The sequence below is a fragment of the Bradyrhizobium sp. genome (assembly GCF_030646015.1).
Lineage (GTDB): Bacteria > Pseudomonadota > Alphaproteobacteria > Rhizobiales > Xanthobacteraceae > Bradyrhizobium.
Genome location: NZ_JAUSLT010000182.1, coordinates 41601 through 57926, shown reverse-complemented (window position 1 = coordinate 57926; position 16326 = coordinate 41601). Strand labels below are relative to the sequence as shown.

The 16326-nt window shown below is 63.8% G+C and carries 11 protein-coding genes; 8 read left to right on the top strand and 3 right to left on the bottom strand.

Features of this window, described 5'->3' with window-relative positions; translation table 11 throughout:
• A partial coding sequence (locus Q7T45_RS26640) for a GMC family oxidoreductase N-terminal domain-containing protein (protein WP_304874954.1) occupies positions 1 to 329 on the bottom strand: 329 nt, incomplete at its 3' end.
• A gap of 205 nt (positions 330 to 534) precedes the next feature.
• Between Q7T45_RS26640 and Q7T45_RS26635 the strand changes: the two genes are divergently transcribed.
• On the top strand, positions 535 to 1707 hold the full coding sequence (locus Q7T45_RS26635) for a M20 aminoacylase family protein (protein ID WP_304874952.1): 1173 nt from the start codon (positions 535 to 537) through the stop codon (positions 1705 to 1707).
• 27 nt (positions 1708 to 1734) lie between these two features.
• Here Q7T45_RS26635 and Q7T45_RS26630 read toward each other — a convergent pair whose 3' ends face one another.
• Positions 1735 to 3765, bottom strand: coding sequence for a hypothetical protein (locus Q7T45_RS26630; RefSeq protein ID WP_304874950.1), 2031 nt, complete (start codon positions 3763 to 3765; stop codon positions 1735 to 1737).
• Between the two features lie 442 nt (positions 3766 to 4207).
• Entirely contained in the window at positions 4208 to 4813 is a 606-nt protein-coding gene (locus Q7T45_RS26625) for a GNAT family N-acetyltransferase (protein ID WP_304874948.1), read from the bottom strand.
• 134 nt (positions 4814 to 4947) lie between these two features.
• On the opposite strand from Q7T45_RS26625, the gene Q7T45_RS26620 reads away from it, so the two are divergent.
• The 7 genes from Q7T45_RS26620 (at position 4948) to Q7T45_RS26590 (ending at position 16287) form a co-directional block, all read left to right on the top strand.
• The gene (locus Q7T45_RS26620; protein WP_304874947.1) at positions 4948 to 5742 is read left to right on the top strand and encodes an ImuA family protein; all 795 of its coding nucleotides are present in this window, start codon (positions 4948 to 4950) and stop codon (positions 5740 to 5742) included.
• A complete protein-coding gene (locus Q7T45_RS26615; RefSeq protein WP_370691369.1) occupies positions 5633 to 7369 on the top strand; it encodes a DNA polymerase Y family protein in 1737 nt (578 codons plus the stop codon). Before Q7T45_RS26620 ends, Q7T45_RS26615 begins: the two co-directional genes overlap by 110 nt.
• A complete protein-coding gene (locus tag Q7T45_RS26610) occupies positions 7366 to 10785 on the top strand; it encodes an error-prone DNA polymerase (protein ID WP_304874945.1) in 3420 nt (1139 codons plus the stop codon). Before Q7T45_RS26615 ends, Q7T45_RS26610 begins: the two co-directional genes overlap by 4 nt.
• A 121-nt stretch (positions 10786 to 10906) precedes the next feature.
• Positions 10907 to 11533, top strand: a complete 627-nt coding sequence (locus Q7T45_RS26605; protein ID WP_304874943.1) for a hypothetical protein — start codon at positions 10907 to 10909, stop codon at positions 11531 to 11533.
• 255 nt (positions 11534 to 11788) lie between these two features.
• Positions 11789 to 12763, top strand: coding sequence for a tripartite tricarboxylate transporter substrate binding protein (locus Q7T45_RS26600; protein WP_304874942.1), 975 nt, complete (start codon positions 11789 to 11791; stop codon positions 12761 to 12763).
• Between the two features lie 736 nt (positions 12764 to 13499).
• On the top strand, positions 13500 to 14909 hold the full coding sequence (locus tag Q7T45_RS26595) for a CoA transferase (RefSeq protein WP_304874941.1): 1410 nt from the start codon (positions 13500 to 13502) through the stop codon (positions 14907 to 14909).
• A gap of 130 nt (positions 14910 to 15039) precedes the next feature.
• Positions 15040 to 16287 (top strand): efflux RND transporter periplasmic adaptor subunit, encoded by a 1248-nt coding sequence (locus Q7T45_RS26590; RefSeq protein WP_304874939.1) that lies wholly within the window; start codon positions 15040 to 15042, stop codon positions 16285 to 16287.
• The last annotated feature ends 39 nt before the right edge of the window (positions 16288 to 16326 follow it).

Below are 16326 nucleotides of genomic sequence, written 5' to 3'. Positions count from 1 at the left end.
TGATCGTAGTCGGCGGCCTGTCCGCGCATCGAGATCATGGCGTTGATCGCGGAGGAGCCGCCGATCACCTTGCCGCGCGGATAGGCCAGCGCGCGGCCGTTGAGACCGGCTTCCGGCTCGGTCCGGAACATCCAGTCCGAGCGGGGATTGCCGATCGCGAAGAGATAGCCGACCGGGATGTGAAACCAGATCCAGTTGTCGTTGCCGCCGGCCTCCAGGATCAACACGCGGTTGTTCGGATCGGCCGACAGCCGGTTGGCGACGATGCAGCCGGCGGTGCCCGCGCCGACGACGATGTAGTCGAAATCACCTTCAATCCGCCCAGGCATTTTGTTTGGTTTCCGCCCGATCCCACAGCCGTCATTCCCGGGCTTGTCCCGGGCAGCCACGTCTTTCCCGCTAAATAGTCAGACGTGGTTGGCCGGGACAAGCCCGGCCATGACGGCCTTTGTCAATCGCCGGGGGCTGTTGGGTGGACCGCCGCTTGCATGCTAGACAGGGGCAAATCGCTCAAACCCCCAACCGAGACCCCTCATGCCCATCGTCAACCGCGTCGCCGATCTGCAACCCGATATTCAGGCCTGGCGCCGCGATATCCACGAAAATCCCGAATTGCTGTACGACGTGCACCGCACTGCGGCATTCGTGGCGGACCGCTTGCGGGAATTCGGCTGCGACGAGGTGGCGACCGGCCTCGGTCGCACCGGCGTGGTCGGCGTCATCAGGGGCCGCAAACCCGCCGGCAATGCCGAGGTCAAGGTGATCGGGCTGCGCGCCGACATGGATGCGCTGCCGATCGAGGAAGAGACCAATCTGCCCTATGCCTCCAAGGTTCCGGGCAAGATGCATGCCTGCGGCCATGACGGGCATACCGCGATGCTGCTGGGCGCGGCCCGCTATCTCGCCGAGACCCGGAATTTCGCCGGCGATGCGGTGGTGATCTTCCAGCCGGCGGAGGAGGGCGGCGCAGGCGCCGCCGCGATGATCAAGGACGGCTTGATGGACCGCTTCGCCATCGATCAGGTCTATGGCATGCATAATGGGCCGGGAATCCCGATCGGTTCGTTCGCGATCCGGCCGGGTCCGATCATGGCGGCGACCGATGCGATCGATATCAAGATCGAGGGGCTCGGCGGCCACGCCGCGCGGCCGCATATGTGCATCGATTCGGTTCTGGTCGGCGCGCAGCTGATCACCGCGCTGCAGTCGATCGTCTCGCGCACCGTCGATCCCCTGGAATCCGCCGTGATTTCGATGTGCGAGTTCCACGCCGGCAACGCGCGCAACGTGATCCCGCAAACCGCCGAACTCAGGGGCACCGTTCGCACCCTGACCGACGAGGTCAGGAAACTGGTCGAGAAGCGGGTGCGCGAGGTCGTCGCCGGCGTGGCGCAGATGACCGGCGCCAGGATCGACCTGGTGTACGAGCGCGGCTATCCCGTGGTGGTCAACCATGCCTCGCAGACCGATTTCGCCACCCAGGTGGCGAAGGAAGTTGCCGGCGACGCCAATGTTCACGACATGCCGCCGCTGATGGGCGCGGAGGATTTCGCCTATATGCTGGAGGCGCGTCCCGGCGCGTTCATCTTCTGCGGCAACGGCGACAGCGCCGGGCTGCACCATCCCGCCTACAATTTTAACGACGAGGCGATCGTGTTCGGCACCTCGTACTGGATCAAACTGGTGGAGAACACGCTGGCGGCGTGAGGCGAGATCGTCCGAACCCGGCCCCCGTCAGGGCTGGACACGGTACAGCCTCAGATCGCCTCCATCGATTGCGGCGGTCAGGAGCCAGCGGCCATCGGCTGACATTTGCAGCAGTCGCTGCGCGATGGAAATGATCCGCTGCCGCTCGCGGCCAGTGACGCTGTCGCGCACGACGAGTTCGCCTGTCTTGCTGTCTTTCCGCCAGAACGCCTCGATACGCAGACCGTGTCCCGACAATGCTTGCTGCGGCGTATTGATCTGCGGATTTGGAGCGCGGTGATCGCCTTGGTCGATACTGCCGATCAGGGCTCCGGTCAGCGTATCGAAGGTCAGCGTCCGGCATATCCAGGATGAGGGCTTGGCGTTAGCCAGTGCGCCCGGCGGAACGCCACAAAAATTCAGCCGGATGGTTCTGTCATCGATCTGGACCTGGCCGGTCTGCGCCGTGAGGCTCCCGATCAGCGGTTTGGGCATTGCGACCATGACGATGTCGCGATCATTAGTCAGATCATGAATCCGGAATGCCTCGCCGCGGGGACCGAACTGCCAAGCCCACACGCTATCGCCGATTCGGTCGAGCCCTCCGGTCTGGCCGTTCGCCGCGACCGCCCCGTAGCTCCGGATATCGAATGGCTTGATCGTCAGCACGTCAAGCCGAACGGCCATCACGTCGTCGGGTTTGGGCGCGCCAGACTGGCCGCATGCCATCCATAGGCTGTTGCTGTCGCGGGAGAACAGCATCGGTTCGCGGGCGTACGTATCCAGGCAGGCGGTTTCGCGGCCTGAGAACTCTCCAGCCAGTTTCAGGTCCGGCAGCAGATAGAGCCGAACGCGATTCTGGTTTCGCCGGTACGGCGTGCCCGGCACCGCGACGTCAGCGCCATTGCTGCGAAGCGCGAGATAGCGGCCGTTCGGGCTCCACGCGATGGAATACCTTTCCGTCGGACCGAGCGCGCTGGCAAGTTGCTGCAAGTCGCGGCCGGTCGCCAGCTCCACCTGCATCAATGTGTGATCGACGGCGCGAACAATCGCCGTCTGTCCATCGGGCGCGATCACGGCCGTGGGCGCGTGGCCGACGGAAATCGCGATGTTGTGCGAATAGGCGAGAACGACCTCGCCCTGCGAGCGATCCTGCGGAAGCGATAGGGCCTTGCGCAGTTCCGGCGCGCTGCCGACGACCCCGTTCGGTCCCGCAAGGTAGCCGGCAAATGGCGCCAGCACGGCAATCAGCAACGGGGCGATCAGCATCAATTTCAAGTCCGTCGCATCATGGAGAACGAAATTCGCTGTGGCCGAAGTGTTTTCCAATGGCCGTATCATCAGCACCACGACGATTGCAGTGGTCGCACCCCAGACGGCGCCGACGCCACCGCGGACGGTGAGGATCTGAAAACGTTGGGTCCATGACATGCCGTTGAGGGCCCAATCACGGATCGGCCTGTTATCGACGGTCATGAGATAGATCTGTTCGACGATGCCCGATACGCATGCGCCGGCGATAGCGGCAACGAGGAACAGTAACGTCGCTCGCCGCATCCCGGATGCCGCGCCGAGCATCCATGCGGGTACGATCGAGATGAGTGTGCTGGTCGCGAACGTCGAGAGTAGAAACGGACCCCATGGCAGGCGGAGGATTGCCGCTGCGTTCAACGTGCCAGCCAGGCGCTCAAACCGCGCGGCGTTTTGAAGCCGCAATTGCGTTCCGAAGCCCCCTTCGATCGGCAGCTTCTGCGTCAGCACGAGCCACACGATGCCGGACAGCAGGATACCCAGGAACCAGAAGGCGACGTTGAGCTTCGGCATGATGCGCCGGAGCACGAGCCCCTGCATGATCGGCGGAGCCAACAATGCGAGAGGCACGATGGCTACAAGCCCGATCGCGATCAGCGTCGGGTGCTCGGCGTCCCGCGATATTTGCTTGCCGAAGGCCGTTGCAGAAATGGAGCAGAGGACCGGACCGAGCGCGGCGACGAGCACCCAGGCGAGCCAAATGGTCCAGGTGACTGGCCGGAGGCGTTCGGAAGAGTCCGGCCGTGAAGTCAGCGTGAAGGGAGGCAATCAATGTCTCGGCAGGTTGTGCGACGGATTGCTTCACTTCGCACGCCACGACGAGGCAAGAAGGGCAAAGGCCTGCATTTCCTGCGCAGGCTTTCACCATTTTCCGCTCATGCGAAATCGGGGACGCCGGGATCTGAAGGTTGGATTATCGTTGCGAAACCGCTGGACGCCGGCCTGGCCGCAGCCCCGCCGCGTCCGGACACAAGGACGGGCATACGCCGGCGGAGCCGGAAACGCTTCACTGGATAAACAGAATGGGACCCGGGTCTCGTGCCGCAAGACCGGCACGCTGCGCGGCGTCCGGGGCTAGGGTCGCTACGCAGCGCGCCGGACTCGAGACGGCACAGTAGTCTCACAATTAAAGGTTGTGAGATGGAATGTCAAATCCTTGTGCTGACTATCTGTGTGAATGGGATGCATGGCTACGCCGCGCGCGCCGAGCCTACGGGCGCGCCACCCATTCCGGTCTGAGCAGGGACATCAGACGCATGGATCGAAAGTTGCCATCGGCATCCCGGTGTAGGTCGCGAACGAGGCCTTCCTCGACGAAGCCGGTTTTCACGTAAGCTCGGTAGGCCCGCTCATTGTCCTCGAACACAAGGAGTTCGACGCGATGAGCAGCCAATTCGTCGAAACAAACTCGCAGGACCGATCGCAGGAAGTTTGATCCGATTCCGTGCCCGGCGTTTCGCACGGCGATGCGCTTCAGCCGAAGGCGTTGGTTGACACTTCCGACGCCCTGCAAAATAGCGAATCCGGCGACGTCTGTTTCATCTCGTGTCAGCAGATACCTGCAAGACGGGTTTTCGATTTCAGTGGCGTGCCGCTCGGCATCCCATCTGCCGACCAGGCGCGCATAGCCTTCCATGCGTTCCACAAGCATGATGGCCGGGATGTCCGATGGGGTCGCGGCTTGAATTTCCGTGGCTTGAATGTCCATGACCGCAGTTTGCCGTTCGGGACTGATCCAGGCAACGCGCGAAGCGAAAGCGCGGCCCGGCGGCTGCGAGCCATTTCGGGCTCCTTCGATCCCATTGGGATTGCTCATGAAAATCACTCCCTCCGATCCTGATTGACTCTCTTGGCCCTATTAGCTTTATATTAGAACATATCATGAACAAATGGGTTGGTCGCGGGTTCAACAAAGACCTGTGACGGCCCAACACCCCCGAGGAGCGGCGCATGACCGGCGCACGCACGAACACGCTTGCAAAGATGCGCGGCAGCATCGAGCGCATCGAGGCGCAGGCGGACGCGACAGTCCCTTTGCGCGTGGCGCTTGGGCATGCGGAGGCCGATGCGACGCTGCAGGGCGGCCTCGCGCTGGCCGCTATGCACGAGGTGTTTGCCGAGGGACGGCAGAGCGCCGTGGCAACCGGATTCATCGCGGGGTTGGCGGGGCGCGCGGCGGCACGGCGGCCGCTGGTGTGGATCCGGCAGGATTTTGCCGAGATCGAATCCGGCGCGCTGTCGATGGCTGGCCTTGCCGAACTCGGGCTCGATCCGCGCTGCGTGGTCACGGTGCGCGCTGCCGATGTCGACGCCGCATTGCGCACCGCCGCCGACGCGCTGGCCTGCGATGCGCTTGGCGCGGTGGTGCTGGAAGTCTGGGGCGAAGCCCGGCAGTTCGATCTCGTCGCCAGCCGCAAGCTGACGCTGGCGGCGCAGGCCTCCGGCGTCACCGGACTATTGCTGCGGGTGGCGGCGCAGCCGCAGCCCTCGACGGCGGAGACCCGATGGATCGTGCGCGCGGCGCATTCGCCGCCCGCCTCAGCCGGGAGCGCGTGGGGCGCGCCGGTGCTCGACGCGCAACTCGTCCGCAATCGTCATGGCCCGGTTGGCCGGTGGATCATGGAATGGAAATGTGATGAGTGCCTTTTCGCGAAACCGTCGGCGTATTCTCAGTCTGTGGCTGCCGCGCCTGCCCATCGACCGCATCAAGCGCCAAATTTACCGCGACAACGACGGGCCGGCTAACGACACGGACAGTGCGCTCCCTCTCCCGCTTGCGGGGGAGGGCCGGGGTGGGGGTGCCGCCGCGAGTCAAACCGTTCAAGTTTCCCCCACCCGTATCGCATCTATCGATGCGATACGACCTCCCCCGCAAGCGGGGGAGGTGAAACAAGAGCCCAGCATCGTCGTCGCCAGGCAGAACAATGCGCTGCAGATTTTCGCGCTCGATGACGCCGCAGCACGTCTCGGCTTGTCGATCGGCCTGCCGCTCGCCAATGCCCGCGCCATCTGTCCGCAGTTAAAAGTGTTCGATGCCGACGAGGCGGCGGACGCCAAGGCGCTGGGCGACATCGCCGCCTGGTGCGACCGCTTCACCCCGCTGGTGGCGCTGGATCCCCCGCATGGCCTGTTTCTCGATATCACCGGCTGCGCCCATCTGTTCGGCGGCGAGGCCGCGCTGATGCAGATGGTGTGCGGATCGCTGACCCGGCAGGGTTTTGCCGTCAGCGCCGCGATCGCGGGCACATCGATCTGCGCCCGCACCATGACGCGTCATGTCTCCGGCCGCATCGTGGCCGATGGCGGCGAGGCCGAGGCGATAAAATCGTTGCCGGTGTTTGCGCTCGGCGCCGATGAAGCCATCACCCGCGGCCTGCGCCGCGCCGGGCTGAAAACCATCGGCGACGTGGCCTCGCGCGCGCGCCACGAAATCACGGCGCGGTTCGGCGATGATTTTACCACCTTGCTGGAGCAGGCGCTGGGGCAGGGCGATGCGCCGATCAGCCCGTTAAAACCGCTGCCGGATTACATCGTCGAAAAGCGGTTTGCCGAACCGGTCGCCACCGAAGCCGTGATCTCGGCGACCTTGTCGCGGCTGGCGGCAATGCTGGTCGCGGCGATGGACCGGCAGGGCAAGGGCGCGCGGCGGCTGCAAGCCCAGTTCTTCCGCACCGACGGCGCGGTGCGCGCGATTGCGGTCGATACCGGGCAACCCGTGACCAGGCCCGAGGTGATCGACCGGCTGTTTCGCGAGCGGCTCGATGCGTTGAGCGATCCGCTCGATCCCGGTTTCGGCTTCGATCTCATTCGCCTGTCGGCCAGCCGCGTCGAGATCGTGGTGCAGCAGCAGCGCGATCTCGATGCCAATGTGCACGACAATGACGAGTTGGCGGCCCTGATCGACCGCATCGCCGCGCGGATCGGCGGGCCGCGCGTGGTCGTGCACCTGCCGCAGGACACCCATATTCCGGAACGCGCGGTGATGGCGGCGCCGGCGCAGCATCATCTGGCGGCGGCTCAAGTTGCGGACTGGCCGGAGCGGGAAGAGAGCGAACCGCCGTTGCGGCCGCTGCGGCTGTTCGCGCGGCCGGAACCGATCAAGGTGATCGCGGAAGTGCCGGATGGGCCGCCGGCGTGGTTTCAGTGGCGGCGGGCGTCCCATACGGTGGTGCGCGTCGAGGGTCCGGAGCGCGTCGCCATGGAATGGTGGCGATCGCGAGAGGAAATGCTGACTCGCGATTATTTTCGCGTCGAGGACGAAACAGGTTTGCGGTTCTGGCTGTACCGCGACGGTTTGTATGACCGCGAGATCGCGCAGCGCGAGGGTGAGATCGTGCAACCGAACTGGTTCGTGCACGGGCTGTTCGCATGAAGGGCCCTGACGGCATGGCTTACGCCGAAATCGGAATCACCACGAATTTCTCGTTCCTGCGCGGTGGATCGCATCCGCAGGAATATGTGCGGGAGGCCAGCGACCTCGGGCTTGCCGCCATCGGCCTGGCCGATCGCAACACGTTGGCCGGCGTGGTGCGGGCCTACAAGGAACTGGAAAATCCTGAGCTCACCTGCAAACCAAAACTGCTGATCGGTTCACGCCTCGTCTTCATCGACGGCACCCCTGATATCCTGGCCTATCCGCGCGACCGCGCCGCGTACGGCCGGCTCTGCCAGTTGCTGACCCGCGGCAAGCGCGGCGACGATGCCGACAAGACCGAAAAGGGCGAATGCCGCCTCGGTCTCGACGATCTGCTCGAATTCGCCGAAGGGCAATTGCTGGTCCTGACGCTGCCGCACCGCTTCGAGCCGGAACAAACCCTTGAAATTCTCGACCAGCTGCGGCGCAGCGGCGCCGATGGCGTGTGGCTGGCGGCCAGCCTGCTGTATCGCGGCGATGACAGACGCCGGCTGGCGCGGCTGCAGCGGATCGCGGCCACCGCCCGCGTGCCGCTGCTCGCGACCAACGAGGTGCTGTATCACCATCCCGCCCGCCGCCCGCTGCAGGATGTTTTGACCTGCATTCGCGAGAAGACCACCATCGACACCATCGGCAAGCGCCTTGAAGCCAATGCGGAGCGCTATCTCAAGCCGGCCCACGAAATGGCGCGGCTGTTTCGCGACGTGCCGGAGGCGCTGGCGGAAACCATGCGGTTTGCGAACCGCATCGATTTTTCGCTCGACCAGCTCAAATACCAGTATCCCGACGAGCCGGTGCCGCCGGGCAAGACCGCGCAGCAGCATCTGGAAGACCTGACCTGGGCCGGCGTCCAACAATATTTTGTCGGCGAGTTCGACGACACGCTCCGCGCCACCTTGCGCAAGGAGCTCGACCTCATCGCCGAGCTGAACTACGCGCATTATTTCCTCACCGTGCACGACATCGTCCGTTATGCGCGCAGCGTAAACATCCTCTGCCAGGGCCGGGGATCGGCGGCGAACTCGGCGGTCTGCTACGTGCTCGGCGTCACCTCGGTCGACCCGACCAAGGTCGACCTGCTGTTCGAACGGTTCATTTCCAAGGAACGGCTGGAGCCGCCCGATATCGATGTCGATTTCGAGCATTCGCGGCGCGAGGAGGTGATGCAGTATGTCTACCGCCGCTATGGCCGCCACCGCGCCGCGATCATTGCCACCGTCATTCACTATCGCCCGCGCAGCGCGATCCGCGACGTCGGCAAGGCACTGGGGCTGACCGAAGACGTCACCGCAGCGCTGGCCGATACCGTGTGGGGCAGTTGGGGCAAGGGCCTCAACGAGATGCAGGTGCGGCAGGCCGGGCTCGATCCGCACAATCCCATGGTCGGCCTCGCGGTCGAACTCGCCGGCGAGTTGATCGAATTTCCGCGGCACCTCTCCCAGCATGTCGGCGGCTATGTGCTGACGCAGGACCGGCTCGACTCCTATGTGCCGATCGGCAACGCCGCGATGGATGACCGCACTTTCATCGAATGGGACAAGGACGACGTCGACGCCCTGAAAATGATGAAGGTCGACGTGCTGGCGCTGGGTATGCTGACCTGCATCCGCAAATGTTTTGACCTGATCGCCGATCACAAGGGCGAGCGCTGGCAACTCGCGTCAGTTCCGCAGGATGTCCCCGAGGTCTACGACATGCTGTGCCGCGGCGAGTCGCTCGGCGTATTCCAGGTCGAAAGCCGCGCCCAGATGAACATGCTGCCGCGGCTGAAGCCGCGAAAATTCTATGACCTCGTTATCGAGGTGGCGATCGTCCGTCCAGGTCCGATCCAGGGTGACATGGTGCATCCCTATCTCAGGCGGCGGAACGGCATCGAGAAAGAGAATTATCCTTCGCCGTCGCCCGAGCACGGATCTCCTGACGAACTCTACAAGGTCCTGCACAAGACGCTCGGCGTCCCCCTGTTTCAGGAGCAGGCGATGCGGATCGCGATCGAGGCGGCGGGATTTAGTTCAGAAGAAGCGAACGGACTGCGTCGTGCGATGGCGACGTTTCGCAATGTCGGCACGATCGGAAATTTCGAAGAGAAGATGACCGGCAACATGATCCGGCGCGGCTACGATCCCGAATTCGCGAGAAACTGTTTTAATCAGATCAAGGGTTTTGGCAGTTACGGTTTCCCGGAAAGCCATGCCGCGAGTTTTGCCCAACTGGTCTACATCTCGTCATGGCTGAAGCATTTCCATCCCGATGCTTTCTGCTGCGGCTTGTTGAACTCGCAGCCGATGGGTTTTTACGCCCCGGCGCAGATCGTCGGCGATGCCCGCGCCAACGGCGTCGAGGTGCGCGAGGTCGACGTCTCGTTCAGCCATGCCCAGAATACGCTGGAGCAGGGGAGCGGCAAGTATTGCGCCGTGCGCCTCGGCTTCCGCCAGATCGACGGCTTCAAATGGGCTGATGCGGACGAGGAGAGGCTGAAGCGGATGCAGGCGTCGTCGCGAAGGGTACCGCATGCGAGCCCAATTCACCTCTCCCCGCCTGCGGGGAGAGGTGATGTCGACGACTGGGCCGACCGCATCGTCGCCGCGCGAGCGCGCCGTCCCTTCACCTCGCTGGAGGATTTCGCCCGCGATACCGGCCTGCCCAAGCGCGCGCTGATCCAGCTGGCGGATGCCGATGCGTTCCGCTCCATCGGGCTCGATCGCCGCGCCGCGTTGTGGGCGGTGCGGCGGCTGCCCGACGACGTGGCGCTGCCGCTGTTCGAAATCGCCACCGCGCGCGAGCAGCCGGACGAGAACGCGCGGCCGCTGCCGGAGATGCCGCTGCCGGAACAGGTGGTCGCCGATTACCAGACCATTCGGCTGTCGCTGAAGGGCCATCCGATGGAGTTTCTGCGGCCGATGTTCACTGGGGAGCGTGTCGTCGCCTGCAGGGACATCTGTCACGCCAACGACAGAAAGCGTGTCCGCTGCGCCGGCGTGGTGCTGGTGCGGCAGCGTCCGGGCAGCGCCAGGGGCGTGGTGTTCATGACGCTGGAGGACGAAACCGGCATCGCCAATATCGTGGTGTGGCCGCAGGTGATGGAACAATTCCGCAAGGAAGTGATGGGCGCGCGGCTGCTTCTGGTCGAGGGCTACATCCAGAGCAGCCCCGAACAGGTGACGCACCTGGTCGCGCAACGCCTCACCGACCGCTCGCACGATCTGGTCGGCCTCGCCAACGACGCGCTCGGCCGCAAGCATGCCGTGCCGGCCGGTCCCGCGCTGATCGAACCGCTCAACGACGACCGCCGCGAGCATCCGGACAATCCCGCCCAGAAAATCCGTCATCCGCGCAACGTGCGGATCCTGCCGCCGTCGCGCGATTTTCATTGAGGGGCGTGAGCTCACCGGCATTCTTAAGAATTCGTTCAGTTCTACGCATGATCATTGGCCAGGGAAGGTCCGTCATGCAGGTCCAACAGCCAATCATTTTTGAAGGTATTGGGGTGGAGACGTGACCAACAACCAGCTGCCGTCGCCACCCGCGAGCATGGACCCCTCGGATTACCTCAGCCCCATCCGGGAAGAAGCTTTGCAATTGCTGAACCCGGGTGTCGATCGGGCCCGCGTTGTTTGGCTTGCAGCGGGCGCACTCGTCGTTGGGTTCGGATTGGGATGGGCCAGCAGCTCAAGCTGGTACGATTCTCCAGTGGTCGTCGCATCGGCCCCGTCAGCTCAAAAAGATCATTCCATCCGTCGAACCGAAATGAAGCCGGCCAATAAGGCCGAAAGTGGTCGAAAGCAAACGGCGCTCGGTACCGGGACCAAACCTCCGAGTTTATCGTCGGGTGCGATACCAAGAACGACAACCGAAGCTTTGCCACCGGATACCAGTCTGCCCACTGGCTCGATTGCGCCTCGTGAGCCGCTGGTGCCAACCCCGGAGACACGACCGACGACAATTGAGGGCTGGATAGTTCGTGATGTTCGAGGTGGCACGGTCGTCCTCGAAGGACCGGATGGCAGCCGGACAGCAGTGGTTGGGGACAACGTGCCCGGAGTTGGGCGCATCGACTCGATCGTGCGTTGGGGTAATCGCTGGATCGTTGCCGCAGACAAGGGGTTGATTGCGACGCCCTGATCGCAACCAGCCCCGAAAAACTCTGTCGTCGCTCGGGAAGACGCCCGGTAGCGAATACCCGCCGCGAGCAGATGTACGGATCCTGCCGGCGTCAAGGAATTTTCATCAGAGCCGTCATGCGGCCGACGCGCACGGGCTCAACCCTGGCGCCGGTTGCCACCCGCCGAGCCGAGCAGTTACAAGATGCGCATAACTTGTCGGTCGCGCTGCTTCAAGCGGCGCCAACGGCCAAAAAAAAGAACAGGGCGGATCGTCATGCGCAAAAAAATCCTCGCACTGGCAGCGGCATTCGGCATCGCAGCCTGCGGATCAGCCTGGGCGGCATGGCCCGACGACAAGCCGATCGAGGTCATCATCGGCTTTGCTCCCGGCGGGGCAACCGATGTGATGGCGCGCAAGCTGCTGCCGTTCGTCGAAAAGAGGCTCGACGGCAAGGCCAAGTTCGTGGTGATGAACAAGCCGGGTGCCGGCGGCGAGATCGCGTTCGCCGGGATTGCCCGCGCCGCGCCCGATGCCTACACGATGGGCGTGGTCAACGTGCCCGGCTACAACTTCCTGCCGCTGACGCGAAAAACCCAGTACAGCATGGATGAAATACGCCTGGTCGCCCGCGTGGTCGACGATCCCGGCGTGATCGTGGTGAAGGCGGAAAGTAAATTCAAAAATCTTTCGGACGTTCACGCCGAGTTGCGCAGCAAGCCGGGCTCGGTGACGTTCGGCCACAACGGTGCGGGCACCAACGGCCATCTGGCGATCCGCATGCTGGCGGGCGCCGCCAAGGTCCAGCCCAACGAAATTTCCTATTGCGGGACATCGGCGCAACGAACCGATCTCCTGGGCGGCCATCTGGAGGTCGGAATGGTCAGCCTCAGCGAATTGCCCGAGCTGCACGGCGGCAACAGGGGGCCACTCCGTGCCATCGCCATATTGTCAAAGAAGCGCTTTCCGTCTCTTGCCGACGTTCCGACGGCAGAGGAAGCAGGCGCCGCGGTCACAAGTACGGCGGAACGCGGCTTTGCCGTACCAAAGGGCGTTGCCGACGACATCGTCAAAAAGCTTGAAGCTGCCATTGCCGATAGCCTGCGCGATCCCGAGTACATCAAGAGCTCGCCCGGCGACGAGCCCGTCCTCGCCTTCATGCCCGGCGCGGAATGGCAGAAGCATCTCGACAATGCGACGCAAGCCCTTCGTCCCCTCGCCGAGGAGCTGAAGGCGAGCGAGGCGAAGTGAGCAAGCCCCACCGACGGGCAAATCACTTCTGATTTACAGAAGTCATGTCAAGCCCCTCGCGAAAAAATATTTCTGTTTTCCAGAAATAAAAATCAGACTATAAGCGTAGCCATCCCGTCCCAATCCGGAGGGGCGTTGCGCAACGTCACCAGCGCGGGGCGGGGATGCGGTGGACGCGGATGGTGCTCCTGACGAGGGCGCCTGAGGCGGACGACGAAGTCGTGTTGTCCTGACATCTCGGTGCTGGTGTCAAGCCTGCGGTCAGTCCCGCAGGTGACGGTGGCAAGAAAGCCGATCGCCGGGGAGACCACGTATAAGCGTAAACCATCGCGCGGGGAGTGCCGGGTGATTCCGGTGTGACCTGACTAACGCGTGTGCGTTCTACCCACTACCCATTGCACACGCGGCTATCGGGCGCATCGGGCGCCCGGCCTCCCCGCGCCCTCTGATTGGAGAGGGCGGGAAGTAAATGGCAAACCTCGGGCGAAACGCGCCGCGAGAATTATACTCATGTCCGGATATCGTCATTGCGAGGAGCTCTTGCGACGAAGCAATCCATCTTTTCTTTACGCTGCGAAATGGATTGCTTCGTCGCATCCGCCTTCGCCCGAAGGCGGGCTTCGGCGGACAAGAGCTCCTCGCAATGACGCTGAAAGAGCGGTGCCTCGTCACGGCCGGGCTTGACCCGGCCATTCATCCGCTTTGAATGTCAGCCTGAGATAAACGAGAAGCCCTCATGCAAACTCCCCGCGAAATTCTCGCCGACATCTGGACGTCCGCCGGCGGCGATCCTTCAGCGCTCGATGTCGTCACGTTGAGCAGCGAGGAGCCGCAATTGCCGTCGTCGTTTCGTGTCGCCGTCGCGGCGCAGGCTTCGATCGCCGCGACTGGCCTTGCTGCCGCGCAGATCTGGCAACTGCGCAGCGGGCAAAGCCAGGGCGTCGCGGCCGACATGCGGCACGCCGTCGTCGAATGCCGCAGCGAGCGCTATCTGCGGGTCGACGGCAAGGGCTCGCCGATGGCCTGGGACGCCATCGCAGGAATTTACAACACCCGCGATGCGCGCTTCGTGCGGCTGCATACCAATTTTCCGCATCATCGCGATGCCGTCTGCAAGGTGCTGAACTGCAAGGCCGAGCGTGACGAGGTCCAGGCCGCGTTGCTGCAGTGGGACGCCGAGGCGTTCGAGACCGCGGCCTATGCCAATGGCGGCGTGGTTGCGATGATGCGTTCGCGCGAGGAATGGCTGGCGCACCCCCATGCCAGCGCGCTGGCCGAACAGCCTTTGGTGTCGATCGAAAAGATCGGCGATGCCGCGCCAAAATCCTGGCCTGCAGGCGATCGCCCGCTGGCAGGGCTGCGCGTGCTCGATTTGTCGCGGGTAATCGCAGGTCCCGTCGCCGGTCGCACGCTGGCGGCGCACGGCGCCGATGTGCTGCTGATTTCCGGTCCCGACCTGCCGTTCATTCCCTGGCTCACCATCGACACCGGGCGCGGCAAGCTCACGAGCTTTGTCGAACTCAAGAGCGAGCAGGGGCGGGGCGTCCTGCGCGACCTGCTGGCGGATGCGGATATTTTCGCGCAGGGCTATCGGCCGCAATCCATTGCCGCGCTCGGCTTCTCGCCGGAAGACGCGGCGAAGATCAATCCCGGCATCGTCTATGTGTCGCTTTCGGCCTATGGCCACGCCGGGCCATGGGCCGGGCGCCGCGGTTTCGACTCGCTGGTGCAGACCGCGACCGGTTTCAATCATGCCGAAGGCGAGGCGGCCGGGGTCGAGGGTCCGAAGGAATTGCCGGCGCAAATGCTCGACCACGCCACCGGCTACCTGATGGCGTTCGGCGCCATGATGGCCAGGGCGCGTCAGGCACGCGAAGGCGGCAGCTGGCACGTCCGGGTATCGCTGGCGCGGACCGGGCAATGGCTGTGGAATCTCGGCCGCATCGCCGACGGTTTTGCGACTGAGGATTTGAAAGGCGATGCAGTCAAACCGTTCGTGGAGGAGATGTCCTCAGGCTTCGGTCCGTTGCGGTCCGTCAGCCATTCGGCCTTGCTGTCGAAAACGCCAGCGTTCTGGGCCCGCCCGGCGATGCCGCTCGGCAGCCACCCGCCGCAGTGGCCGGCGCGTCCCTCAGGGAGGGGCTAGTTCTCAAAAAATTTTACGTCAAACACGCCATGCCGATCAATTTTTTGGTTGTTTGTCACAGGCGTTGGGCACTATTAGCATACTTATGAGGCAAATTGTCGCTGCAATCACAACCGGTTGATCAAGCCTGATGTTCCGATATTTTATTAAACAATTGCAGAAGCTTACCCGGCAACGACTGGCTGTCGCCACAGCCCTGCTGGCACTGGCCGGTGCCGCCTTGTTTGGCGTCCTGCATAATGGTGGGGCAAGCCACGGCCATTCCGAAGTGTCGAGCCAGTCCCGCAAGGGGCTGCAGCGCTACACCCCGACCCCGGCCGAATGGGCCAGCCTGACGATCCAGCCGGTGACCGAGCGCGCCTTCCGCGAAGAGCATGTCACCGAAGGCAAGATCGCGGTCGACGAGGACCGCTCGACGCCGGTGTTTTCACCCTATGCCGGCCGGGTCACCAAATTGCTGGCGCGGCCGGGCGACAGCGTCTCCCAGGGCCAGCCGCTGTTCGTGATCGAGGCCGCCGACAACGTGCAGGCGCAGAACGATTTCATTGCGGCCATGACCGCCTCGAACAAGGCGAGATCGGCGCATGATCTGGCGCTGCTGCAGGACAAGCGCGCCAGGGATCTGTTCGAGGGCAAGGCCGTTCCGCTGAAAGACTATCAGCAGAGCCAGGCCACCCTGATCCAGGCGCAGAACGATCTGCGCTCGACGCAGACGGCGCTGGAAGCCGCGCGCAACAAGTTGCGCATCCTTGGTCTGACCGACGAGGCCATTGCGACCTTCCAACAGAATGGCCGCATCAATCCGGAAACGACGATATCGGCGCCGATCGCGGGTACGGTGGTGCAGCGCAAGATCGGCCCCGGTCAATATGTCAATTCCGGCGCCGGCGATCCGGTGTTCGTGATCGGCGATCTCTCCTCCGTCTGGCTCACCGCCTTCGTGCGGGAGACCCAGGCGTCCGCGGTGGCGGTGGGGCAGGAGCTGAGCTTCAACGTGCTGGCATTGCCCGGTCGCGTCCTGACCGGCCGTATCAATTACGTCGCGGCGGCGATCGATCCCGCCACCCGCCGGCTGCTGGTCCGCGCCACCGTGGACAATAGCCGCGGACTATTGAAGCCGGAGATGTTCGCGACCGTGACGATCTATGCGCCCGGCGACGTGCCGTCGGTCGGCGTTCCCAAGACGGCGCTGATCATCGAAGGCGACCAGGTCCGGGTATGGGTCGCGCACGAGGACAAGACGATCGAACTCCGTCAGGTCAGGATTGGTCTCACCAATGGTGACCTGGTCGAAGTCAAAGGCAATTTGAAGCCCGGCGAGCTGATCGTGACCAAGGGCAGCCTGTTCATCGACCGCGCTGCGTCCAGCGGCAGCTGAGCTCCAGCGAATTGAAAGCTCCGGTCTGAATGGATCGCC